Consider the following 24496-nt stretch of genomic DNA (forward strand, 5'->3'; position numbering starts at 1 on the left):
CTCGTTCTATCCTTTCTTATTGATCATAAAAAAACGTTTAATACTAACCTCATACATAAAGAATTCAGCTAGTGTATAGAAAATAAAATAAAAAAAATAGAGCGAAAGATTCGCTCTATAGAAATTCTACAAGTTTAAGTTTCGTGCATTTAATTAGCACTATGGGAATACGCTCTTTTAGTTCATCAAGCTTTGTGCAGCTGTAATGATTGATAATTTGTATACATCTTCTTCGTTACATCCACGAGACAGATCTGAAACTGGTTTGTTTAAACCTTGCAAGATTGGACCAATGGCTTCGAAGTTTCCAAAACGTTGTGCAATTTTGTAGCCAATGTTTCCTGATTGTAATTCTGGGAAAACAAAGACAGTTGCTTGACCTGCTACTTTTGAATCAGGTGCTTTTTGTTGTCCTACAGAAGCGATATAAGCTGCATCAAATTGTAATTCTCCATCAATTAAAACATCTGGAGCCAATTCTTGAGCAATTTTTGTTGCTTCTTCTACTTTTTTAGCTTCAGGAGCATTTGCTGATCCTTTTGTTGAGAAGCTTAGCATTGCTACCTTTGGATCGATATCGAATAAAGCGGCTGTTTTTGCACTTTCAACAGCGATTTCAGCTAATTCTTGAGCATTTGGGTTCACATTGATTGCGCAATCTGAGAATAAATATTTTTCGTTATCGCGGCCACGTAACATGATGAATGCACCACTTGTACGAGAAACGCCTGGTTTTGTTTTAATAATTTGCAATGCTGGACGAACTGTATCTCCTGTTGAATGAACCGCACCACTTACTAAACCATCTGTTAAGCCCATGTAAGTCAACATTGTTCCAAAGTAATTTTCGTCTTTTAATAATTCTCTAGCTTGTTCTTCTGATACTTTTCCTTTACGACGTTCAACTAATGAGGCTACCATAGCGTCAATTTCTGCATAATTTGCAGGATCGATGATTTCGATATTGTCAACGTTAAAGCCACGTTTTTTAGCCGCTTCAGAAACTGCTTCAACACTCCCAATCAACACAGGAGAAACCAATTCTTCAGATGCTAAACGAACAGCAGCACCAATAATACGAGGCTCAGTTCCTTCAGGAAATACAACACGAATTTTTTTTCTTACAATTTTAAACTTTAGACTATCAAATAACTCCACAATACTTACCTCCAGCAAATTATCATATTTTCTTCTATTCTACCATATCTTATTCAAAAAAAAAATAACAGTTTTTTCAGCTGTTTTCTATAAGAAATCCCTAAAGAACAAATATTCTTAAATTAAAACTAATACAGTTTCTATATAATATCACCCAAAAAGTGTTACACAGTTTCTGGTAGCTGCCAATTGATTGGGGTTTCGCCAAATTTTATTAATGCTTCGTTCGTTTTTGAGAAAGGTTTTGAACCAAAAAATCCTCTGTAAGCCGATAATGGACTTGGATGTGGCGCTGTTATGACTGCGTGCCTTGTTGTATCGATTAATTTTAGTTTAGAAATAGATGGTTTTCCCCATAAAATAAACACAATCGGCGTTGCTCGGTCATTTAATTTTTTAATCACAGCATCTGTCAATGTTTCCCACCCTTGACCACGATGAGAATTTGCTTGTCCATTTCGAACTGTTAGAACTGTATTTAATAACAAGACGCCTTGATCAGCCCATGATTTTAAATACCCGTGATTCACAGGAGGAATCCCTAGATCCGATTGCAACTCTTTGTATATATTTACCAAAGAAGGGGGCGTTTTGATTGTTGGTTGAACTGAAAAGCTTAATCCATGAGCTTGGTTAGGTCCATGATAAGGATCTTGTCCTAAAATCACTACTTTGACTTTATCATAAGGCGTCCATTCAAAAGCCTCCCAAATGTGGTTCATCTCTGGAAAAATAACTTGTTCTTGATATTCTTTTTTTAAAAATTGTCTTAATTGTTGATAATAAGGCGCTTCAAATTCATCTTTTAACACCTCTTGCCACTCATTATGAATAAGTTCTTTCATTCTTTTATCCTCCTTTAATTAGGCTACTCCTTAAATTCTACTAAAAAAACCGTATTGTATCAATCGTTATTTAATATTATTATAAATCGCCATTCTCCTTTTTATAACGTAAAAAAAAATCTTTATCAAACTTTTTAAGTTTCTTTTCAGTCATTTAATGGTAAACTTAAAAGGAATCTAACATATTGGGGGATACATCATGATAGAACTTATTGCATCAGATATGGACGGAACTTTGTTAAATGAAAAAATGGTTATTTCAAAAACCAACGCTGAAGCGATTGCTGAAGCAGAACGTCGTGGCATTCGTTTTATGGTCTCAACTGGGCGTGGCTATACTGAAGCTCATCCTTTACTGGCTGAAGTAGGAATTAGTTGTCCGATGATTACACTTAACGGCGCGCAAGTTTACGATGAATTTGGTCAAATTATTGACAATATCGGAATTGATAAAGCAACAGTCCATGCTATTTTAAAAACATTAAAAGAACACAATATCTATGCCGAAATGGTCACTTCAAAAGGAATCTATTCAGAAAGTAAAGTTAAACGGATTGAATCTGTGGCTTCTTTACTAGTCAATTTAAATCCTGATACCACTTATAAAATGGGCGTTGTTCTCGCTGCTGCTCGTTTAGAACTAATGAATATTAACTATGTTGATGATTATCAAGAACTTGTAAATGATGAGTCAATTGAAGTTTTAAAATTAATCGCCTTTAGCGATGATGGTCAACGTACCTTGCAACCAATCAAAGAGCAACTTGAAAGCTTAGGGACATTAGCGATTACATCTTCATTTATCAACAATATCGAAATCAATCATAAAAACGCTCAAAAAGGCATTGCTTTAAAACGAACCGCTAAAAAATTAGGGATTCCATTAGAAAACGTGATGGCAATTGGCGATAATTTTAACGATGTCTCCATGCTAGATGTTGCGGGTGTTAGCTTTGCGATGGAAAATGCGGAAGAAGACGTTAAAAAACATGCGAAACACCTGACTTCTAATAACAATGAAAATGGTGTCGCTGAAGCCATTATGCGCAGTATCAATGAAAACTTATAATTTTCTATTGACAATGACACAGATTTAACGTAAAAATAAAATAACAACTTATGCTACACCCGATATATAAGGAGGAAATTCCCAAATGACAGTTATCCCAAAAACATTAACAATTGCCGGTAGTGATTCAAGTGGTGGCGCTGGTATCCAAGCCGATTTAAAAACATTTGAAGAATATAGCACCTATGGTTTGTCTGCTCTAACAACCATTGTTACCATGGATCCTGACAACGATTGGCATCACAATGTCTTTCCAATTGACGTTGCTATCGTGAAGGAACAGCTAAAAACAAATTTAGCAGGTGGAAAAATCGATGCAATGAAAACAGGAATGCTTGGAACGGTTCCTATTATTGACTTAGTTGCTGAAACGATTAAAACACATCAGTTAAAAAATATCGTGATTGATCCAGTAATGGTTTGTAAAGGTGAGGATGAGGTCTTAAATCCAGATAGTGCCGATGCATTAAGAGATCAGTTAATTCCCTTAGCAACTATCACTACACCTAATTTATTTGAAGCAGGTGTTTTATCTGGTTTAGGTAAATTAACCAATCTAGAGGACATGAAAAAAGCTGCTGAAAAAATCCATGCACTGGGTGCGAAAAACGTGGTGATTAAAGGCGGAAAAGCCTTAGCTGGTGATAAAGCCATCGACCTTTTTTATGACGGTTCTGAATTTACTGTGTTAGAAACAGAAAAAATCACCCCGGCCCATAACCATGGAGCGGGTTGTACGTTTGCAGCTGCAATTACTGCTGGACTAGCAAACGGTCTTTCTGTTAAAGACGCTGTTTTAAAAGCAAAAGACTTTGTTTCAGAAGCAATCCGTAGTGGCTTTGATTTCAATGAGTATGTTGGCCCTGTTTTCCATGGTGGCTATCGTTTAACAAAACAAGATAAAATTTAAGTTCTCATAAAAAAAAAGCAGAAATGAAAGTTAATAAATTTCATTTCTGCTTTTTCCTATTTCAACAAGTTCTTTTACACTATCCAGAGAAATATCTACCATATTTTCAACTGCTTTTTCTGTATAAAAAGCAATATGTGGCGTTAACAGTACGTCACTACGATCTAATAATTCTTGTAATCTTGTGTCTTCTATTGTTTTTCCACGCCAATCATGAGAAAAATAAGCTGTTTCATTTTCATAAGTATCCAAAGCAGCTCCTGCCACTTTCCCACTATTTAAACCTGACAATAAAGCATTCGTATCCACTAAGCTGCCTCGTGCAGTATTAACAAGATAAACACCCTGTTTCATTTGATTGATTGCGGCTTCGTTAATCATGTGAAAATTACTTTCTAGAGCTGGTGCATGTAAGGTGATTAAATCAGATTGTTGGAAAAGCTCTGCTATTTCTTCTACATAAGTAACGCGATCCTTTAAATCAGGATTTTGATACACGTCATACGCTAAAATTTTGCTTCCAAATCCTTGATAAATATCAATTGCACTCTGGCCAATTCGACCAGTGCCAATCACGCCAACTGTCATATGCTTCAATTCCTTTGAAATTAAACCACTCCAACGAAAATCTTGCTCTTCCATACGTTGATTAAATGCAGGGACACGACGAATTAATTGCAATGCTTGGCTAACTGAAAATTCCGCAATTGCACTCGGTGAGTATCCTGGTACATTGGTCACTTTCACGTTATTTTTTTTAGCAGCTTCGATGTCTACACTGTCATAGCCAACCGAACGAATTGCAAAACTGTGAATACCTAATTGAGCTATTGATTGGAACATTTCTGCTTCATAAGCGCTCGTTTGTAACGCACAAATACCCTCATAGCCTTTAGCTAGAAAAGCTGTTTCTGCAGTAATCCTTGCATCCGTCATTGCTACTTCGATTTTATTGCGTTTTGCCCATTTTTCGATATATTTTCTTTCATCTTCTCGAACATTATACGCAATTAACTTCATCTTCTCTTCCTCATTTCGTGAAATTTTCTTTTTTTACTTTAGCACATTCTCCCTCATTTGAATACTAACACATGACGATATTTAGGTTATTTTAATATTTTTTTACACCTAAAATTGAAAAAATCTTATGCTTTTCGTAACTGATTTAATCTTGGTTTTGTGCTATTCTATTCATAGAGGTGGATAATTATGATTCATTTATATATGAAACAACAATTTGTATCCATGCAAGAGCGTATTATTATTAAAGACGAGTCTGGAAAAGATTGCTATCTACTCATTGGAAAATGGGGAAATGTTGGCGATGGTCTTTATCTATATAAAATTGACGGTACATTAGTTGCTGAAGCAAAACAAACCCTACTGTCAATTTTGCCTAAATTCGATTTGTATCTTGCAGATCAAAAAGTAGGAAGCTTATCTAAACATTACGGCTTAAAAATGCCTTTTTTTAAAGTAAGCAAGCTTCACTGGCTGGTGACTGGGGATTTTTACAATCATCATTACCAAATAAAAAAAGGACACCAGTTAATTATGACGATGGAAAAAAGTTATTTGCCTACTGGAGACTTTTACGCCCTATCCATTGAAGATCCTAAAGATGCTCCGATTTGCTTATGTATCGCAGCAATACTCGATCATTTATTGCTCAATCGACTTCCTCAAAAGGTTCGAAATCGCCGTATTTCTTTTCAACCGTATTAAGACTCTTTTTTCTAAACTTACTAAAAATCGTTAAACCACTAAGTGATTTAACGGTTTTGTTATTTTTCAGTTATTTCTTTTTGCATATGGTTGTACAAGTGCCCACTGATCGTCACTTCACCGTTCTTTTTGAAGCCCATTCGCTCATACAATTTTTGTGCTTGCGGGTTTTGTTGATCGCAATTTAAACCAATTACTTTTTGACCGTCTTCTAAAGCAAAATCTGGAAGAGCTGCTAACAACTCTGTTCCAACTCCTTGCCCACGGAAAGATTCTTTTGTAACAATTGAATCAAGGTACCATTCATTTGGAACTGTTTCTGGTTCTGTAAATAGTTGAATCGATGTATCAAACCCTTTTTCTTGAATAATTTCTGTTAATGGTGCATCAATTAGCGGTTCAATTGCTCCTGGATAACCAAAAACAATCCCAGCTATCTCACCGTTCTTTTCCCACACATGGCCATGATTGTAGCTGTAACGATAATCTTCCGTTTGAATACCGGCAATCAATAATTCAATCACCTGTTCTCTTGACAAAGTTTTAAAAACATCTAATTCCATATCTTCTAGAATCACCATAATCATCGGCGCAATTGCTGCTGCATCTGCTTTTGTTGCTTTTCTAATCATTGTTATTCCTCTTTTCCTTTAGGTAGTTATTCGTAACGCTCGTTGAATAAATTCTGCAGTTGCTTGTTGTTGTTCTTCAATCAATTGTTGACTTGGTTTAGTATCATATAAATAAAGTTGTTCTGCTGCTGATTCTGTTAATCCAATAATTAATTTAGCCATTTGTTTAGGATTTAACGTGACATCCATTTCTTTTTTTTGAATGGCTTCTTCTAAAATAGCCCCAACAAATTCATAATAAGGATCATAGATGGTTTCCCATTCTGTTAAATAATCACTTGAAGCTAAACCCGCATACGTCAGAGCTATCACTTCAGAGTATCGCTTCGTCAAAGTAAAACTAACCTCAACCAGTTGATTGAGTTGTTCTGCAAAAGTCGCTTGTGGATTGACTTCTTTTTTGGCTACCGACAAAATTTCTTTCACTACTTCTTCTGCAATGGCCGGCATAATCGCTAATTTTGAAGGGAAGTATAAATAAAAAGTTCCTTGTGCAACGCCTGCATGCTTAACAATGTCAGAGATTTTGGTTTGTTCTAACCCTTTTTCCGTAAAAATCGCAATCGCTGCTTCGATTAATTTTTGTTTTTTATCTTTCATAAAGTCCTCCTATCAAAAATGACTGACTTTCATTCATTTTATTTTAAATAATCAAAATTGTCAACTATAGTATAAGTTCTGACGCTTTCATTCCATTCATTAAAGTATCTTAAATGCTTCACTCTAAACTCCTTACATTTCGTGTTACATCTTCTGACATAACGTGATTACATATTAGTTGCATGTTTTTTAATTTTGAAATAAAATGAATTCTTAAACAGGAGGAGATATGATGAAACAACATAGAAAACACTTATTTCTATTATCTATCACACTACTATTAGGTGTGCTATTTAACTTTGCAGCCCCACAAAAAGCAGCTGCTGAAACAACTAAAAAATACATTATCGGGACGGACGTAACCTTTGCCCCCTTTGAATTCCAAGATAAAAAAGGTGATTTTGTAGGAATTGACATGGATTTGTTAAAAGCCATTGGAAAAGATCAAGGTTTTGAGGTTGAAATCAAACCCCTTGGCTTCAATGCTGCAGTTCAAGCTCTTGAAACGGATCAAGTGGACGGTGTTATTGCAGGAATGAGCATTACCGATGAGCGTAAACAAAAATTCGACTTCTCAGACCCTTACTTTGAAAGTGGCGTCGTAATGGCGGTCGCAGATACAAACGATACCATAAAAGGCTACGACGACTTAAAAGGCAAAACAGTAGCTGTTAAAACAGGAACTCAAGGCGCTGAATTTGCTCAATCGATTAAAGATAAATATGGTTTTAAAGTGACGACCTTTGATGATTCTTCTAATATGTACGAAGACGTTAAAGCTGGAAATTCTGATGCTGCTTTTGAAGATTATCCAGTAATGGCTTATGCGATTACTCAAAATGTCCCTTTAAAATTAGTAACAGATAAAGAAAAAGGCGGCCAATATGGCTTTGCTGTTAATAAAGGCAAAAATCAAGAATTATTAAAAATGTTCAATGATGGCTTAACGAATCTTAAAAACAATGGCGAGTATGAAAAAATTCAAAATCGTTATTTAGGCGAAGCTGATAAGAAAGTTGAAAAAACAAGCACGTTAGCGTTAGCAAAAGAAAATGCGGGTCAATTAATGGCTGGACTTGGTAAAACATTGTTGATTACCTTGATTTCAATTGCGATTGCTTCTGTGTTAGGCATTCTTTTTGGCTTACTAAGTGTGACACCAAGTAAAATTTTACGTGGGATTGCAATGATCTATGTCGATATCATGCGTGGCGTACCGATGATTGTATTTGCATTCTTCGTCTACTTTACCATCCCACAAATGCTAGGAATCAAAATGCCTGCTACGTTAGCTGCGATTATTATTTTAAGCTTAAATGCCGGTGCTTACATTGCCGAACTTGTTCGTGGTGGTATCAATGCAGTTGACAATGGTCAATTAGAGGCTGCTAGAAGTCTCGGATTGCCTTATGGAAAATCAATGAGTAAAATTATCTTGCCTCAAGCCGTTAAAATTATGATCCCTTCATTTATCAATCAATTTGTGATTACACTAAAAGATACATCAATTTTATCCATTATCGGATTAGTAGAATTAACACAAACCGGTAAAATCATTATCGCTAGAACCTACGATTCAAATATGTGGTTTATCATTGGCTTAATGTATATTATCGTGATTACGTTCCTAACAAAAGTATCCAATCGTCTTGAAAGGAGAATCAACAATGGTTAAATTAAAAGTTGAAAATTTAAAGAAAAGCTATGGCAGTCTAGAAGTCTTAAAGGGCTTGGATTTAGAAATTCAAGAAGGCGAAGTTGTCTGTATGATTGGCCCATCTGGTTCTGGTAAGAGTACTTTCTTACGTTGTATGAATCACTTGGAAGAAATTAATGGTGGAACCGTGATTGTAGATGATTACGATTTAACGGACCCGACGATTGACATCAATCAAGTTCGCCAAAATATCGGGATGGTTTTCCAACATTTCAACCTTTTCCCACATTTAACTATTTTAGAAAATATCACATTAGCTCCAATTGAACTAAAAAAAGAAACAAAAGAGTCTGCAAAAAAACGGGCTTTAAGCTTGTTAGAAACCGTTGGCCTACAAGATAAAGCCAATGCCTATCCTAAATCCCTCTCAGGTGGTCAAAAACAGCGTGTCGCGATTGCAAGAGCTTTAGCCATGTCTCCAGACATCATGCTCTTTGACGAGCCGACAAGCGCTCTTGACCCTGAAATGGTTGGAGATGTTTTAGAAGTAATGCAAACTTTAGCTAAACAAGGAATGACCATGATTGTTGTAACGCATGAGATGGGCTTTGCTAAAGAAGTGGCCGATCGTGTTATTTTTATGGATGGCGGTTATATTGTCGAAGAAGGAACACCTACTGAAGTCTTCGATCATCCTAAAAATGAGCGAACTAAAAATTTCTTAGAAAAAGTGCTATAAAAAATAACCAAACTACGCTGAAATGTAGTTTGGTTATTTTTTTGTTATTCCTTAACTGTTAAAAAGTGAGCACAAATGGCTCCTATTAAATAAATGCCTGCCATGCTCCAAACAAAACCTGCAGTATCAAACAAGCTTAGCAACACCCCCGTCACCCCATACCCAACAAACTGACTTAGCCCACCGGCTAAATTATGGATCGACATTGCCGCTCCTGTTTCTTCAGGTGCCAACGCTACAAAAATAGCTGAAATAGGTGTAAAAGCTGCTAATGCTGCACCGAATAACGCCGCTACACCAAACATTGCTATTACATTAGGGCCATACAAATACGGAACATAATAAAATAAAACACAGGCAAGAGCCATTCCAACACAACCAAACCATTCCACCACACGATGCCACGGCAAATGATTGGCAACCATTCCCCAAATCAAATTAAATGCAATATTAACTAAATACATTAACCCCCAGATTTGAAGCCATTCTGACATTGTAAAGCCAATTTTATGACTTGTTAAAAAAAGAGGCATCGCAATAACGTAGCCATTTGCTGCCAATTGATTAATCATTTTTACGATGGCTGCTAAAAAGATTTTTGGCTTGCGAAATAGAATGGTTATGCTATCTTTAAAGGTTTCGCCTGTTCCCTGTTTCACCTCTTGTCTCACAGATATCGGGACATTTTTTAAACCAATTAAACTAATTAGACCAGCTATTCCCACAAAAAGAACCGCTAACCACAATGTCCCAACATAACCAATTTTAGGAATTGTTAAACTTGGTAGATAAGACCCAAATACACCTAGCCCAAGTGAATAGGCAAACCAAAATGCCCCCATTGCACTTGGCAATTTTTTAGTTGGCGTTATTTGAGTAAGTAAGCTGATAAAAGCATAGACAAATAACGGAAAACTTATCCCCCTTAAACCATACATTATTATAATCATCCTATAACTTCCTGGAAGAATTCCAAATACAATAAATCCAATCTGAAAAATGATCCAACTAACCGTTCCAAAGATCATTAATTTTTTAATCCCTATTAAATCTGATAAAATCGCTGTAAGCCATGCTGATAGTGCAACGGATACCCCGTATATCGTAAATACTATTGCTGATTGATTTGATAAAAATCCTAAATCAAGCAATTGTTTTGACAAAAAAGCCTGTTCTAATCCACTCCCTATCATAAAAATTGAAATTGCAGCGTATCCCCAGAAAATCGAGACGGATGCTTGCATCTTATTATTTATTTTTACTTCCATTCGTTCTTTTTCCATTCTCATTTACTTCCTTTATCTTGGTATGTAAACATAAAAACTCCTTTTTCTAGATCGTAACTAGAAAAAAAGGAGTTGATATCTGATTTTAGTTCAGTCATTAATTAATAATAAGAAAACTCAACTTTTTTCTTTACTTTTTTTATTTCTTTTTTAGAGATAACTGCTGTCAAATCTTTATTAATTTTTTTGTTTTTCAAATCTGATTTACTTACAATCACACTATTAAATGTCTCACCAGCTGGATTAGGTAAGTATTCATCAATATAAGCTAAGTAGTAGACCTCTTCTTTTTCCATATTCAATTTTTTTACAAACATTAATTTAACATCTTGATTTTTATTTTCCGCTTCAGACTTATATTCTTTTATCATTTGTTCAATTTCAGCCTTACCTATGGGGACTCCAATTTCTTTTAATGTAATTTTTTTTTCAGAAACACACCCTGCAATTAACAAAACTGGCATCAGTAGGGTTAATAAAAAATAGTTTTTTATCATTATTATTCTCCTCCAAATTTCCCAACTATTCTTACTGATTTTTCAATCGAAGATAATACATTAAAAATGCAACGACTGGAAAAATACCTAAAACAAAAGTAGAATAGCTCTCATTTTGATATTTCTCAACTATCTGATGAAATAAGTAAACTGAAACTAGACTTAAAATCAACCCAAAACAGTTAAGAACTCTCGGACCTGATGCAACAATCGTTGGAGAAAAGAACATTAAAATACAAGATGTAAAGGCAGCTAAAAAGCAAAGTCCTATAAAAATAGGATGATCTACACTCTTTAAAATACATAAAATCAATATTCCAAAAAACAATGTCCATAGAACAAATGGCAATACATAGTAGATAAATTCCAAAGAAAATAGTTTGGTATCCATAAATAATCTAACAGGAACTTTGCTGCGAGATTCAAAATCCATCATATAATCGGAACGAACATGATGTAAGCTTATCATCAGTGTACTCAATATTATAAGTATTTTTTTATACCAACTAGGTTTAGTAATGATTAGGGTTAAGATAGTAATTAAAACAACGGATACAATCATATTTTGACTGATCATTTGATACATCCAAAACATTCCTATTTTTGTACGCCCCAATAAAGATAAAGAACTAAAACCAGGAAAATAGCGAGCCTCTTCAAAAACAAATCTCAATTTATTTCCGGGGGATACGTACATAATGATAAATCCAATTAACATGAGTCCTGTACTTATCAATAAAATAGGATTAACTTTCTTCTTCTGGATGAATATTGTTATGTGATAACACAAGGCTGCGCCTAATGCACATGCTAAAACTTGTTCATTAGAAAATGAAAATAGAAATACAGCTATAAATAAAAGAATTGTTTTTATTGAAAAATGATGTTCAGTCTCTCTAAAATAAGAATCTGCATAAGGAATCATTACATACATTCCCAGTGCCATAGGCAACAAATAATTAAATGATCCTGTAATCCAAAAATAACCAGAATAAAGAACATCATATGAAATATAGCCTAGTATAAGTAACGCACTCACACTAGCAAACGGCTTCCATTTACTATTAAATATTCGTGAAATTGAATAACCCAATAATACGATCAATGCCGTGTTGAATACTCTCCAATATACGATAGGCAACTTAAAAATTAAATACGCAACCGCATCTGGAAATAACCTCGCAGACCAGTGGAAATAACGCCATTTTAAAAAATCAAATAAATGAAAATATTCTCCCGCATTTTTAAACCAAGCATCATCAGAAATTTCAAATATATCAAAATTTAAATGAAATAAATAAACAAGTACTACTATTGTTACAAGTAATAGATAACTACCACTTTTTTTAATAAAATCTTTTTGATTGATCATATATCCTCCAGGGAAACTTTTAATTCTATCTAAGTAAATTCATACTTTCTATTTATTTTCATTATAACATCACAAATAGCTTTATTATAGATTATTTTGAAAGTTGTTTTTCTAACCTTATTTTAAGATAAAAAAAAAGAATGAATTCATTAATGAATTCATTCTTTTATAATTTTGAACTACTAAACAAAAACCAATTATTATAAGTATTGTAATCTACATATCCAACTAAGATACCTTCATAAACATACTTATTGCCTAATTTGACTTGATTTTGTTCATATTCTTTTTGAACGGTAGTTGCAATGGTTTGATAAAAAACGTCGATATCTTCAATTTCACCAAATTTTGCTTCCCAACGTTCTAAAAAGGCTTCTTCATCTTGTTCTTTATAAAACTCGATATCTACCATATTCAGGACACCTTTTTTATTTAGTTTAAAATTTTAACCGTAACGGTTCTACGTCCCCATTGTAAACATTGCGCTACGCTTGAGAAGTGAACATCAATTTTATTTCCTTTGATCGCGCCACCAGTGTCTCCTGCAATTGCTGTACCATAACCAGACACTTCAACACGTGAACCTAATGGAATCACACGAGGATCAACTGCAATAACCATTGGATTTTGACGTAAATCAATTCCTAAAGCCGTATAAAAACTTGATGCACTTTCTGCAACTGAGTAAGCAGTTGATTCAACAATAACGGTTTTCCCTGAAGAAGCACCGCCACCCGTTGATGGAGTTGGAGCATTTGGTGTTGCTGGAGTTGCAACAGGTGCAGTATCTGCAGCTGGAACAGCAACAGTTTTTGTTTCTGCCGCTTTTTTAGCCGCTGCTTCAGCTGCTTGTTTAGCAGAAGCTTCATCGTCAACACGTTTTTGTTCTGATTGTTTTTGTTTATCTAATTCATCTAAAGCCGATTTGTTGTCGTCCATTGTTTTTTGTAGACTGACCATTTTGGTATTTAATTCTTTAGATTGTTTATCGACTGTTGCTGTTTTATCTTCAAGAGCAACTGCGTCTGTTTTTAATTTAGATTCTAATTTTGCTAGTTCTTCTTTTTCTTTCACTGCTAATTCTAATTTATCGTTATCAGCTGATTGTAATGTTCCAACCATGATGGCACGATTAAAGAAATCTGTTACACTTTCAGATTCCATCATAACTAAAACCATATTTTTATTCACTTCAGACGTTTGAAGAGTTTGCAAACGTTTCTTAGCTTGCTCGATTCGTTCATCAACACTGGCTTGTTTTTCTTTGATTTGAGTAGCCGTTGTTGATAAGCTTGCTTTTTTATCTGCTATTTGTGTATTTAAATCTTCAATTTCTTTATTTTTTTCATTTAGAGAAACCAATGTTTCGCTGATTTGGCTATCTACTGCTGCCATGCTACTTTGTTTTGCTTGTTGCTCTTTTGAAATTTCATCAAGAGAAGCTGCATGACCTACGCTTGCAATTAAGTTAATGCTGATGAATGCAATTATCATACTTGCAACCAGTTTTCTTATCTTCACAGAGTGACAACACCTTTCAGTTTTCATAATTCTTGTTTTCCTTTTTGCTCTCACAATTATAACGAATATTAAGCAACGATATATTTCACAAAGGTTACTTTTTGTTACAAACAAATTTTAAGGTATACTAAAAATGTAACAAAAGATATTAGGAGGAATTAAAATGAATAAAAAAGCTTATTTTGCGAGCCCTTTATTTTCTGAAATGGAATTGCTTTACAATGAACAACTTGTAAAAAAAATACGAACCACTTATCCAGAATTAGAAATTTATGTACCACAAGAGCAAATGGAAATTAACGATAAAAATGCCTATGCTGATTCAATGCAAATTGCAAAATACGACACAAACGCTTTGTTATCAAGTGATTTTATGATTGCAGTACTGGATGGAGCCATTATTGATGTGGGGGTTGCTACTGAAATTGGTGTTGCTTATCAGGCGGGCATTCCCATTTTAGGTTTATATACCGATTCTCGACAATTAGGTGCTACCAATCAAAAAAAACTAGAGGCTTTACAAATTGTTGGGGAATCTCAATTTTCTTATATGAATCTTTATACAGTTGGTTTAGTGAAATTAAATGGTGAAATTTTCTCGAATTCCACTCAATTAATTGAAAAAATTCGTGAATTTTAGACGAAAACGATGAAATATTACACAAAAATGACGACTTGTAATCTTTTTATATAACAAAAACTTCCAATTAGATGATTTAATTGGAAGTTTTTTTTGACTCTTTTTTTTGATTTTGTAATGCTTTGATTTCTTTAAAGTGTTTGATTTCAGGCATATTCATTTTTCGATAGGATTGCAACATTCTTTTTTGATTGAAGCGCAACGACGGGCTGATTCGTTTTTGCCTTACTTCTTCTTTTAATTCAGAAAGACCTTCATTAATTTCTGATTTTTTCGCTTCGATTTCATCACTTAATTTAGCAATTTCTTTTTGGAAAGCGTTCATACTTGCTACAGAATAACAGAAATCAAGAAAAAGCAGTCCAAATAGAAGCAGCGGCAACCCAATCCTAAACTCTGTGATTAATTGATTAACGCCTTTTAGAACAAGTGGCTGAATCCATTTAACAATTGCTACACAGCCTACTCCCCAAAACAATGAAATTGGGAGAGCTACTCGTCCATTAATATTAAGGGGCACCTCTTTATAATTCCACCAAGTCGTGTGAAATATTTTTTCTAACGCATAACTTGTCACATATTCTAATAACGTAACAACTACCGCTGACATCACATATAAGAAAAGAATATTTTTCTGATAAGGTTCAATGAAAAATAAAACTGCTAACACACCAAATCCATAAATCGGGCAATAGGGTCCTAGTAAAAATCCTCGGTACACAAATTTCTTAGCCTTTAATGAACAATAAACCGTTTCCCATAGCCAACCAATTACAGCATAAATAAAAAATAAGAGCACTACTTTTGGAAAAGATGCTGTCATACGTTCACTCCTTAAACCATTTTAACTTTATCATACTACTTTGTGATTTTTTTAGCAATTTCAACCTTTTAGACTGGTTTTCTTTTATGCTATACTTTAAAGATAAAACTGTATCTATATATGAAAGGAAGTTACGTCAGTTGATTTCATTATTAAAATATGCTCAAAAATATCGTTTCCAAATGATTATCGGCCCTGTTTTTAAATTGATTGAAGCCATTTTTGAATTATTTCTTCCATTATTAATGGCAAAATTAATTGATAACGGAATTAACAAAGGAGACACTGTCTACATTTATAAAATGGGAGGGCTCATGCTGTTAATGTCTGTTATTGGGTTAATTTCTGTTTTTATTTGCCAATACTCAGCTTCAATTGCTTCCCAAGGATTTGGAACAGAACTGCGAACGGCCTTAATGAAAAAAATCAATTCCTTTTCTCATGCTGAAATTGATGCATTTGGAACGTCTACTTTGATTACGCGGGCTACAAATGACATTAATCAAATGCAGCTAGCTTTAGCGATGCTCATACGTCTAGTGATTCGAGCTCCCTTTTTATGTCTTGGATCCATTATTATGGCGATATATGTGAACCCTAAACTTGCTTTAGTTTTTGCCATCTTATTGCCTCTATTTTGTGTTATTTTGTACTTTATTATGGCCAAAACGATTCCTCTATATCGTCGCGTGCAACTAAAAGTGGATCGTTTAGCTCAGGTCGTTGGAGAAAATTTAAGCGGTGTTCGAGTCATTCGTGCTTTTGCTAAAAGTGCTGCCGAAAAAAAACGTGCTCATGAAGTAAGTGACGATTTAGCTAAAGCTTATATTCGAGTAGGAAATTTATCGGCCTTAATGACACCTGCAACTTCCTTGATTATGAACACTGGAATTATCATCCTTTTGTATGCGGGAGGATTTCAAGTTAATCGTGGCGATATGAGCCAAGGCGATGTGCTTGCTTTGATTAACTATATTACTCAAATGTTGTTAGCCTTAATTATTGTGGCAAATTTAGTTGTCCTTTTTACTAAAGCTTCGGCTTCAGCTCAAAGAATCAACGATGTGTTGGATACTCCAGTTACCGTTACCAATCCGTCTCAACCAAAAGCATTTCCGAATGAACTCCATTCAAACTCTTCTTTTGCTGTTCGTTTTAAAAACGTTGATTTTACGTATCAACAAGATGCTGGAAATGCGTTAACGGCTATTCAATTTGATTTATTAAAAGGGAAGGTCTTAGGAATTACAGGTCCGACTGGTAGTGGTAAAAGTACACTTATCAACTTGATTCCTCGCTTTTACAATGCTACTAACGGCGCTGTTTATGTTTATGATTTGCCAGTTTCTGAATTTTCTCTCGAAGCCTTAAGAAAACAGATCGGCATCGTTCCACAAAATAGTAGCTTATTTACTGGATCAATTGCTGAAAACCTTCGTTGGGGGAAAGTAGATGCAACAGAGGCCGACATTCAAGAAGCTTTAGAAATCGCTCAAAGTGCTGATTTTGTCAATCAATTACCAGAAGGAATTCACTCACCTGTTTTTGAGGGTGGAAAGAATTTTTCTGGTGGACAACGTCAACGGTTAACTATTGCTCGTGCCTTAATTGCTAAACCTGCTATCTTAATTTTAGATGATTCGTTAAGTGCCTTGGATTATCAAACCGATTTAAATTTACGACAAGCTTTGCGTCATCGCTTAAAAGATACTACCTTAGTGATTGTATCGCAACGAATTAGTTCCATTCAATCTGCTGATGAAATTTTAGTTTTAAATGATGGCAAAATGGCGGCAAAAGGAACACATAAAGACTTATTAGCTCATTCTCAAATGTATCAAGACTTCTACTATTCTCAAAATGAAGCCAAGGGAGGTGTTGAGAATGCTTAAAAAATTAAAAACAAGTGACATCAAACGTGTCTTGCCTTATTTACTTCATTATCGTAGCTCAATCAGTTGGGCTCTTCTATGTGGATTAATCGGGGGAATCGCTTCCGTTAGTGCAACTTATTATACAGGGAAGGCGATTGATGCAATTGTTGGAAAAGGAAAAGTTCTTTTTCCTGATTTAGTTCACGTCTTATTGCTACTTGGTCTAGCTTTTCTACTAGCTACTGTTACACAATGGCTGATTATTTATTTTTCAAACCAAGTCGCTTATCGGGCTGTAAAGGACTTACGCATTGCTACCTTTGATAAAATCACAAAATTACCCTTGAGCTTTTTTGACAACACGCCTCATGGCAATGTCATTAGTCGTTTCACCAATGATTTGGATAGTATTTCAGATGCCGTGAGCATTACCTTGAACAATCTCTTTTCAGGCGTTGTAATTGTCTTTGTTTCTCTTGGCTTTATGCTTTATCTAAGTCCTATTTTAACGTTAATTGTTTTGGTTACAACCCCATTGATTTTTTTAATTGCTTGGATTGTGGCTTTTCTTTCTCAAAAAAACTTTACGAAGCAACAACAGATTGTTGGGGAAATTTCAGGTTTTGTCTCTGAAATGGTTACGAATCAAAAGATCGTTACTGCTTTTCATCATGAAGAGCAAGTTCAAGAGGATTTTGAAAAGATTAACCAGCGTCTATATACATGGGGACAAAAAGCACAATTCACTTCCTCGATTACAAACCCTTCCGCTCGTTTTGTTGACCATCTTGCTTATCTGTTAATTGGTGTAATTGGAGGTATTTTAGTCGTTAATGGGAATGGTTCCGTAACTGTCGGGACCGTTTCAAGCTTTGTGATTTATTCCTCTCAATTTTCAAAACCTTTCATTGAATTATCTGGTATCACCACTCAAATTCAGACTGCTACTGCCGGGCTGAGACGTGTCTTTGAAGTGCTTGATAGCAAAGAAGAGGTTCCTGATGACCTTGATGCTTTAGAATTAAAAGATGTCCGTGGTGAAGTTTGCTTTAATCACGTAGCTTTTTCTTATTCTCCTAATCGACCTTTGATAAGAGACTTCAATTTAGCAGTAAGTCCTGGTGAAACAGTTGCCATCGTTGGGCAAACGGGCGCTGGAAAATCTACTTTAGTTAATTTATTGATGCGTTTTTATGAGTTGAATAGCGGTTCGATTAAAATTGATGGTCAACCGATTACACGCTATACAAAAGACAGCTTACGCCGTTCTTTTGGAATGGTTCTACAAGATACTTGGCTCTTTTCAGGAACCATTAAAGAAAATATTGCTTATGGTAATGCAGCAGCTAGCGAAGAAGAAATTATTCAAGCGGCTAAATCCGCTCTTGCCCATTCATTTATCATAAAATTGCCCAACGGTTACGACACTGTTGTTGGAAATGGCGGCGTTTCAATTTCAGGCGGTCAGCAGCAATTGTTAACCATTGCCAGATCTATGCTAAGTGACCCTCCGATGTTGATTTTAGATGAAGCAACCAGCTCAGTCGATACGCTAACGGAACAAAAAATTCAAGAAGGCTTTCTTAGAATGATGAAAGGACGTACCAGCTTTGTGATTGCTCATCGATTATCGACCATTCAAGAAGCGGACTTCATTTTAGTGATGGAAAATGGAGATATTGTTGAAATGGGGGCCCATCAAGAACTGCTTCAGCAAGAGGGTCCTTACCACCGTCTATATGCTTCTCAGTTTGAAAAATAAAAAAAACTAAAAAAGAAAGATAAGATTCATTTCAACTAAAGGAATGAGTCTTGTCTTTCTTTTTTAGTAATCTACTGATTCGCTTTCATGGGTGTTCAATAGCAGTCCGTCTAATTGAACTTCTATTAAAGTAACCTTCTTAACCTGATAAAAATTTTCAATAACTGCTTTTTGAATATCTTGAGTTGTGAAGGTTGTTGGAAAAACTAATACCTTATGGATTTTACGTTCTGTTACTTCATCAGTTAAAAAATCAACGGCATAAATAGATACGTCTTCCCACAACTTTGGATTAAGAATCACTCTTCTTCCCCCATCCCTATCGCTGCTTCTCCATACAATAAATTCCCAGCTAACACGGTATATAGTTCTTCTAAATAAAGCATATTCGGATCATCTCCACCAAAATTATTCCCTCCGCTATTTAGCGTAAGTACTAGAGTATTTTGATTTAGTAATGGATCTATTTTATTTGTTGCATTCTTAAATTGTTTTTTATTTTTAGTTAATAGAATGGGGATTTTTCCGTTTGGTGGCGAGGTGGAATAAGATCGCTTTGAACTTTCTTTAACTTCTGGGTCGGGCGTATTGACAGGTGGAACCGGTTCTACAGTAACAGTAGGATTAAACGGATCTACTGGTTTGGTTTCTTGGAACGCATCGTTGTCAATTTCATATAAATAACCACTTTCTTCTGCATGAGCAACAGTAGGGGTATCCAATACAAGCACTTTAAAAGAAAAAATGCATCCAAATAACAAATACGTTTTCGTATAAGATGTTGGTTTAAAATAGTTCAAGTGGGATACCTCCTTTTTTTAGTGGTTTTTTGCCTTTGGCAGTTGCAATGCATCTACCAAAGTTTGCCCAATCTCCTGCTGTTGGTGGAGCATTCCACACAATGACCTTCGTATCTTGATTAAGCTCACTAGTGGGGTAATCACAAAGTAAAATATCAATATCATCTGTTAATTGATGACTGATTTCAATGTTAATAAAATCAAAGGTTTGAATATTTCGATAAATAAACTGGTTATAATTTGCCCCCAACGAAAAATCAATACACACTTTTACAGGGTAAGAAAAAAAAGAGGGCGGCAAGACATTGATCAACAAGAATATATAATGATTCGATAGATAAATGTCATTTTGCTGAATCAAATAAAATTTTTTCGACTTTGATGCTTTATCAATAAAATGGCGACAAAATTCGATTACCTCTGGGTAATTTTCTTCAATAAACCGCGCTTGAACGGGAACATCTAATTCTGTTTGCAGACAATTGAAATTTAAAACAGGATAGTGGATTTTTACAAGATTTTGAATTAATTCTTCCTTAAAGAATGTTTCATCAAGGTTGCCAAACTGTTTTTGAAACTCTGTAATAAAAAAATTCGTTAAACTATCCATTTCTTGGCTTTCCAATTCAAGAGGAAATTCATCTAAACTTTCAATAAATAATACGAGCAAATCAATTTCATTGTGACTGACTTCCTCGTTAAAAACTTCTTGATACGCTTCCCTTAAACTACGTTCAAAAGAATCATTCTCTAACCCCATTATAGTAGTGGGATCGTTTTTTATAAATTGTTCATTTTCAATTCGAATTCGGCAAATGCTGATAAAATAAAGGAATTTTGTTTTGCTTGTTTGCGTCATATAAATATCCATTTTAGCTTCAATCAGTTTGATGAAACGCATACTTTGTTCCTTTAAGCTTGTCGAAAAAGGATAATCGTCCATGCCATAGACCGCAGTGTATAAATTGTTCATATACATTCGAATAGCAATCTCATCTCCAACAAATTTAAATCGTGAAGAAAGTTTTATTCCAAGTTTTGAAAGCTTTTCTTTAAGTTGATTCACTTTAGCGTATACTTTTGTGCGACTTGTATAAAAAAGATCTGCATAATCATTTGAATTTGTAAACATGTCTTCAAACACATCTTGAATGATTTGAAAGCCTAAAGACTCCTTTACATAAATATTTTTTAATGTATCTGTAGAAAAGCTGCTATTTTTTTTCAACTGAATTACTTGATTTAACTTTTGAATCTGAAGTTGTTCGTCTAATTGATACTTAAGAATATCCTGCCTTAATTCTTCATAAGTATTCAACAAAATAAACTCAGACACACCCATTTTTTCTTTTAAATCTGAAATCGACACTTTTTGTTGGAAACTTTCTTCAATCGTATGAATTAAGAGCAGTTTACGGACATCTGTTTTAGATAAAAAACTATTCATCCCTCTCCACTCTCCTTCCATTAACTAATTTATTTTTTAAGTGATTTTAAATGACTGAAAAGAAATCCCAATAATTTTTAAAATTGGAATTTCTTTACCTTATTATTTTTTTGATTGCGAATCTGATGTCGGACGTTTTTTACGACGAACATTTTTTCTATTTCGTGCTGCTTCCTGTCTTCGACGCTCTTCTTGTTTTTTTCTGTTACGTCTTATAATAAAGAAAATTAAAAATAGTGCGATTAGAAGTAGTAAGATGCCGACTAAAATATAAACCCATGTCCAATCTTTTTTAATTGAAACATCTTGGCTATTGTATTTTTTTGCATCTGTCTCACTAATTGTAAAGTCTTTAGTGAAGCTCCATTTCCCTTCTTTTGCTTGTGCTTCTAATTTCAAGGTGTATTTCCCAGCTTTTAATTTATCTCCATTTAATGAAATGGGATAATTAAAATTAGAATTTGGTGCCATTTGCATGTTCTTTTTTGAACTGGTATACAACGGTGTGCTTTCATTCTTTTTTGTAATGGTCGCTTCAACATCTAAATTGTTGATGTAGTCTGATTTTACGTTATGCAAATTCGCATTTATGACGTTACGTGCATTCACTTGGGAAGGAACAACCTCGTTTAATTCTAATTTTGCCTCCACAGCTTGATCGTTTTGATTTAATAATAAGGCTACCACATAGGCATATTTATTTTGAATGGCTAATCCTTGTGTATCGGATGAAGTATTCCCATCATTTTTAGAGGTCTCTTTTTCTTTAATCGTAATCCCTCCAGCTAGAATACCGTCAAAAGTACGATCTGGCATTTTAATTGTGATAGGCAATTTTATTTCTTGATTTGCTGGTATCGTAACTTCCGATGCAACGCTGACAATTTCTTTTAAATCAATTGGCAAGGTTGAATCTTTTTTTGCCTTTGTTGCTCCGTATTCTACGACGCCATTTAAATTGGTTGTTGCTGAATTCACGCTTGGTTCTACTGTTACGTCTTTTGTTGTGTCATTTCGTAATTTTAATTCAACAACTTGTTCACTTTTAGGGGCTACTCTTAAATCAAAAAAGGTTTTCGTTTTATCTCGCTGATTATCTGGAATAATGGATTCCACAGCAAAATTTAATTCAGAAGCTTTTCCAATCATAGGAGCTTGACTCAAGGCACTCAAAAGTAGGCACAAGCTTAAAAAAATCAGGCTTATTTTTTGTTTTGTCATACTAATAAACTCCTTCTTAGAAATGAACTGAAAAGCATCCACAATAAAGCGATGCTTTTCAACTTATTTCATTTTTGATTAGTTTGTTGGAATATCAGCTAATGTCCAAGTCACTTCTGCTGAATACTCTTCTGCATATTTCGTTGTAGAACCTGGTACTGATAACGTTACGCTTGTGTTCTTTGTTGTATCGTCACCGAAACGATAAACCCATGTTCCAGCACCTTCATCTGCTTTGGCTGCCATAATTTCTTGACTCACACCAACGCCGTCTGCATCCATTGATAGGTTTAATTTTTGACCTGTTGCATTTAAAACAGAAGGGATTGCTGAAGTCGAAGCTGAAACAGCTTCACCATTTGCAATGGAAATTAAAGCTCCATCTAATTTCTTTTTGCTCGTTGCTGATGTTAATTGTGTTTCTTGTTTCACTTGGACGGTCCAACCTTTTGCACCACCACGTTTATCTGTTACTTGCAAGTAGTTAGGACGCTCTGTTCCATCTGAAAGCATTTGTGCTTTTGCATTGTAGACTTCATCTTTTGTTGTAATTTTTTGTTTATCAAAACCAAATGAAGAGGCAAAATCAATACTTAATGGGCCTGCTGTTCCTTCTTCTGGGTCTGTTCCGTCTGGATTAGTTGGTGTTACTTCACTTCCTGGATTAGATGGATCTGTTGGTGGTGTAATGGAAGTATCTTGCTCAAATGTTACTTTTGCATTTGATTTGTAGGTTCCGACTGTTGCTTCATTTACAACATTTCCTCCAATTGTTAAAGCCATTAAAGTTGCTGCACTAAGTGTCATTATTTTTTTATTCATGTGTAAATCTCCCTTTTTTAAGTTTTTTTATTTTTATTTACTTGGTACGTCGCTTAATGTCCAAGTTAAATTTGTTGAATATTTAACGGCGTCTTTTGGTGTTGTTCCTGGAATTGACAGTGTAATTGCTTTATTTTTCTTAACTGTTTCCCCATCTACTTGAGTGTCTTCCAATGTTCCAAATACATTTAACCAAGTTAATGCTCCTTGTCCTTCTTTAGCGCTCATTACTTCAGAAGCTGCTCCCGCTGAATCTAGAATTACGTCGCTAACTGTTGGTGCTACAACATTTGTTGTATTGCTTACCGCTGCTCCGCCTGTTAACGATAATACAGAACCCGTCAATTCTTTATTGGTCGTTGTTTCATTTTTTAATTGACCTTCTTGCTTGACTGTTAACGTCCAACCAGCGTTGTTCCCACGGGTATCTGTAACTTGCACGTAGTTAGCTCTTGCTGTTCCATCTTTTAATTTTTGTGGTTCTGCAAAGTAAATGGCATCTTTGTTTGTAATTTTATTGCTTCCAAAGCTTAAGCTTGAAGCGTAATCAATACTTAATGGACCTGCTGTTCCTGGATCTGGATCCGTTCCATCTGGGTTCGTAGGTGTTACTTCTTTGCCTGGATTTTCTGGATCGGTTGGTGGAGTAACCATATTATTTGGAACGAATTCTACTGATCCTGTTGAACGATAGGTGCCACCATCTGCAGCGTTAGCTACTGTTGAAAAACTAGCAGCTGTTAATAGTAACGCTGTACTTGTCATTATTTTAGTTAATTTCATTTTTAAATCCCCCTATTTTGTTTTTTTGATACAATTGAAAACTTCCTACAACAATCATTATTCCTATTATGAAATAAGAGTGTACTGATTTTTCCCCTGTTTGCGGAAGCTTTGTTAAAACGACTTCTTTATCTTTTAATTCTTTTGCATCTGTTGGTTGAGTTTCTTTAGGTTTTTCATAATCTCCATAAAAGCTTATGTCCCCTGTTGTACTATGGCTCTTCTGATTTGTCTCTGCGTCTGTTTCCATAAATGAAGAGAAACTGAACAATACTATCATCAAAAGAAGTGCGATTCCTCTTTTTTTATTCAT

26 protein-coding genes are annotated in these 24496 nt (G+C 34.8%); 8 read left to right on the plus strand and 18 right to left on the minus strand.

What is annotated here, in order from left to right:
- Positions 1-177: 177 nt before the first annotated feature.
- Positions 178-1158, minus strand: coding sequence for a phosphate acetyltransferase (gene pta, locus CDIMF43_RS13165; RefSeq protein WP_034568221.1), 981 nt, complete (start codon positions 1156-1158; stop codon positions 178-180).
- A 164-nt stretch (positions 1159-1322) separates the two neighbouring features.
- Entirely contained in the window at positions 1323-2003 is a 681-nt protein-coding gene (locus CDIMF43_RS13170; protein ID WP_074401525.1) for a uracil-DNA glycosylase, read from the minus strand.
- Between the two features lie 199 nt (positions 2004-2202).
- Between CDIMF43_RS13170 and CDIMF43_RS13175 the strand changes: the two genes are divergently transcribed.
- Positions 2203-3072, plus strand: a complete 870-nt coding sequence (locus CDIMF43_RS13175; RefSeq protein WP_034568219.1) for a Cof-type HAD-IIB family hydrolase — start codon at positions 2203-2205, stop codon at positions 3070-3072.
- An 85-nt stretch (positions 3073-3157) separates the two neighbouring features.
- Complete coding sequence (gene pdxK, locus CDIMF43_RS13180; RefSeq protein ID WP_109842270.1) at positions 3158-3982, plus strand: pyridoxine/pyridoxal/pyridoxamine kinase; 825 nt, start codon at positions 3158-3160, stop codon at positions 3980-3982.
- A gap of 30 nt (positions 3983-4012) precedes the next feature.
- Here pdxK and CDIMF43_RS13185 read toward each other — a convergent pair whose 3' ends face one another.
- The gene (locus CDIMF43_RS13185) at positions 4013-5002 is read right to left on the minus strand and encodes a D-2-hydroxyacid dehydrogenase (RefSeq protein WP_109842271.1); all 990 of its coding nucleotides are present in this window, start codon (positions 5000-5002) and stop codon (positions 4013-4015) included.
- A gap of 189 nt (positions 5003-5191) precedes the next feature.
- Here CDIMF43_RS13185 and CDIMF43_RS13190 point away from each other — a divergent pair, with 189 nt between their 5' ends.
- Positions 5192-5707: an LURP-one-related/scramblase family protein gene (locus CDIMF43_RS13190; RefSeq protein ID WP_074401522.1), complete on the plus strand. Its 516-nt coding sequence runs from the start codon at positions 5192-5194 to the stop codon at positions 5705-5707.
- Between the two features lie 59 nt (positions 5708-5766).
- Here CDIMF43_RS13190 and CDIMF43_RS13195 read toward each other — a convergent pair whose 3' ends face one another.
- Positions 5767-6339: a GNAT family N-acetyltransferase gene (locus CDIMF43_RS13195; RefSeq protein ID WP_074401521.1), complete on the minus strand. Its 573-nt coding sequence runs from the start codon at positions 6337-6339 to the stop codon at positions 5767-5769.
- 18 nt (positions 6340-6357) lie between these two features.
- A complete protein-coding gene (locus tag CDIMF43_RS13200; protein WP_109842272.1) occupies positions 6358-6939 on the minus strand; it encodes a TetR/AcrR family transcriptional regulator in 582 nt (193 codons plus the stop codon).
- A gap of 232 nt (positions 6940-7171) precedes the next feature.
- Between CDIMF43_RS13200 and CDIMF43_RS13205 the strand changes: the two genes are divergently transcribed.
- Together CDIMF43_RS13205 and CDIMF43_RS13210 are read left to right on the plus strand one after the other, a co-directional pair.
- Positions 7172-8614, plus strand: a complete 1443-nt coding sequence (locus tag CDIMF43_RS13205) for an amino acid ABC transporter substrate-binding protein/permease (protein WP_034568213.1) — start codon at positions 7172-7174, stop codon at positions 8612-8614.
- Positions 8607-9335, plus strand: a complete 729-nt coding sequence (locus CDIMF43_RS13210; protein ID WP_074401518.1) for an amino acid ABC transporter ATP-binding protein — start codon at positions 8607-8609, stop codon at positions 9333-9335. Before CDIMF43_RS13205 ends, CDIMF43_RS13210 begins: the two co-directional genes overlap by 8 nt.
- A gap of 44 nt (positions 9336-9379) precedes the next feature.
- Here the strand turns inward: CDIMF43_RS13210 and CDIMF43_RS13215 are convergent, their stop codons facing one another.
- From CDIMF43_RS13215 to CDIMF43_RS13915, 5 genes are all read right to left on the minus strand, one after another.
- Positions 9380-10618 carry an MFS transporter gene (locus tag CDIMF43_RS13215; protein ID WP_162532956.1) on the minus strand — a complete coding sequence of 413 codons (1239 nt, stop codon included), beginning with the start codon at positions 10616-10618 and terminating at the stop codon, positions 9380-9382.
- A gap of 104 nt (positions 10619-10722) precedes the next feature.
- Entirely contained in the window at positions 10723-11118 is a 396-nt protein-coding gene (locus CDIMF43_RS13220) for a hypothetical protein (protein ID WP_074401516.1), read from the minus strand.
- A gap of 31 nt (positions 11119-11149) precedes the next feature.
- Complete coding sequence (locus CDIMF43_RS13225) at positions 11150-12490, minus strand: DUF6056 family protein (protein ID WP_109842274.1); 1341 nt, start codon at positions 12488-12490, stop codon at positions 11150-11152.
- Positions 12491-12656: 166 nt separating this feature from the next.
- The gene (locus tag CDIMF43_RS13230) at positions 12657-12902 is read right to left on the minus strand and encodes a hypothetical protein (protein ID WP_074401514.1); all 246 of its coding nucleotides are present in this window, start codon (positions 12900-12902) and stop codon (positions 12657-12659) included.
- Between the two features lie 20 nt (positions 12903-12922).
- On the minus strand, positions 12923-14011 hold the full coding sequence (locus CDIMF43_RS13915; protein ID WP_269845360.1) for a 3D domain-containing protein: 1089 nt from the start codon (positions 14009-14011) through the stop codon (positions 12923-12925).
- Positions 14012-14174: 163 nt separating this feature from the next.
- Between CDIMF43_RS13915 and CDIMF43_RS13240 the strand changes: the two genes are divergently transcribed.
- Positions 14175-14651, plus strand: a complete 477-nt coding sequence (locus tag CDIMF43_RS13240) for a nucleoside 2-deoxyribosyltransferase (protein WP_074401513.1) — start codon at positions 14175-14177, stop codon at positions 14649-14651.
- 76 nt (positions 14652-14727) lie between these two features.
- On the opposite strand, the gene CDIMF43_RS13245 is transcribed toward CDIMF43_RS13240, so the two are convergent.
- A complete protein-coding gene (locus tag CDIMF43_RS13245; RefSeq protein WP_109842275.1) occupies positions 14728-15474 on the minus strand; it encodes a putative ABC transporter permease in 747 nt (248 codons plus the stop codon).
- Positions 15475-15614: 140 nt separating this feature from the next.
- On the opposite strand from CDIMF43_RS13245, the gene CDIMF43_RS13250 reads away from it, so the two are divergent.
- Positions 15615-17366 carry an ABC transporter ATP-binding protein gene (locus CDIMF43_RS13250; RefSeq protein ID WP_109842276.1) on the plus strand — a complete coding sequence of 584 codons (1752 nt, stop codon included), beginning with the start codon at positions 15615-15617 and terminating at the stop codon, positions 17364-17366.
- Positions 17359-19110, plus strand: coding sequence for an ABC transporter ATP-binding protein (locus tag CDIMF43_RS13255; protein ID WP_074401510.1), 1752 nt, complete (start codon positions 17359-17361; stop codon positions 19108-19110). The genes CDIMF43_RS13250 and CDIMF43_RS13255 overlap by 8 nt, the downstream gene beginning before the upstream one ends.
- Positions 19111-19173: 63 nt before the next feature.
- Here CDIMF43_RS13255 and CDIMF43_RS13260 read toward each other — a convergent pair whose 3' ends face one another.
- The 7 genes from CDIMF43_RS13260 to CDIMF43_RS13290 form a co-directional block, all read right to left on the minus strand.
- Positions 19174-19413 (minus strand): hypothetical protein, encoded by a 240-nt coding sequence (locus CDIMF43_RS13260; RefSeq protein WP_082985696.1) that lies wholly within the window; start codon positions 19411-19413, stop codon positions 19174-19176.
- Positions 19410-19910 (minus strand): hypothetical protein, encoded by a 501-nt coding sequence (locus CDIMF43_RS13265; protein WP_109842277.1) that lies wholly within the window; start codon positions 19908-19910, stop codon positions 19410-19412. Before CDIMF43_RS13265 ends, CDIMF43_RS13260 begins: the two co-directional genes overlap by 4 nt.
- On the minus strand, positions 19897-21357 hold the full coding sequence (locus tag CDIMF43_RS13270) for a helix-turn-helix domain-containing protein (RefSeq protein ID WP_162532957.1): 1461 nt from the start codon (positions 21355-21357) through the stop codon (positions 19897-19899). Before CDIMF43_RS13270 ends, CDIMF43_RS13265 begins: the two co-directional genes overlap by 14 nt.
- A gap of 102 nt (positions 21358-21459) precedes the next feature.
- On the minus strand, positions 21460-22578 hold the full coding sequence (locus CDIMF43_RS13275; protein WP_109842279.1) for a DUF916 and DUF3324 domain-containing protein: 1119 nt from the start codon (positions 22576-22578) through the stop codon (positions 21460-21462).
- 78 nt (positions 22579-22656) lie between these two features.
- Positions 22657-23400, minus strand: coding sequence for a WxL domain-containing protein (locus CDIMF43_RS13280; protein WP_109842280.1), 744 nt, complete (start codon positions 23398-23400; stop codon positions 22657-22659).
- A gap of 33 nt (positions 23401-23433) precedes the next feature.
- Positions 23434-24183 carry a WxL domain-containing protein gene (locus CDIMF43_RS13285; RefSeq protein WP_074401505.1) on the minus strand — a complete coding sequence of 250 codons (750 nt, stop codon included), beginning with the start codon at positions 24181-24183 and terminating at the stop codon, positions 23434-23436.
- Positions 24170-24496: an LPXTG cell wall anchor domain-containing protein gene (locus tag CDIMF43_RS13290; protein WP_074401504.1), complete on the minus strand. Its 327-nt coding sequence runs from the start codon at positions 24494-24496 to the stop codon at positions 24170-24172. The genes CDIMF43_RS13285 and CDIMF43_RS13290 overlap by 14 nt, the downstream gene beginning before the upstream one ends.

Source organism: Carnobacterium divergens (genome assembly GCF_900258435.1).
Classification (GTDB): domain Bacteria; phylum Bacillota; class Bacilli; order Lactobacillales; family Carnobacteriaceae; genus Carnobacterium; species Carnobacterium divergens_A.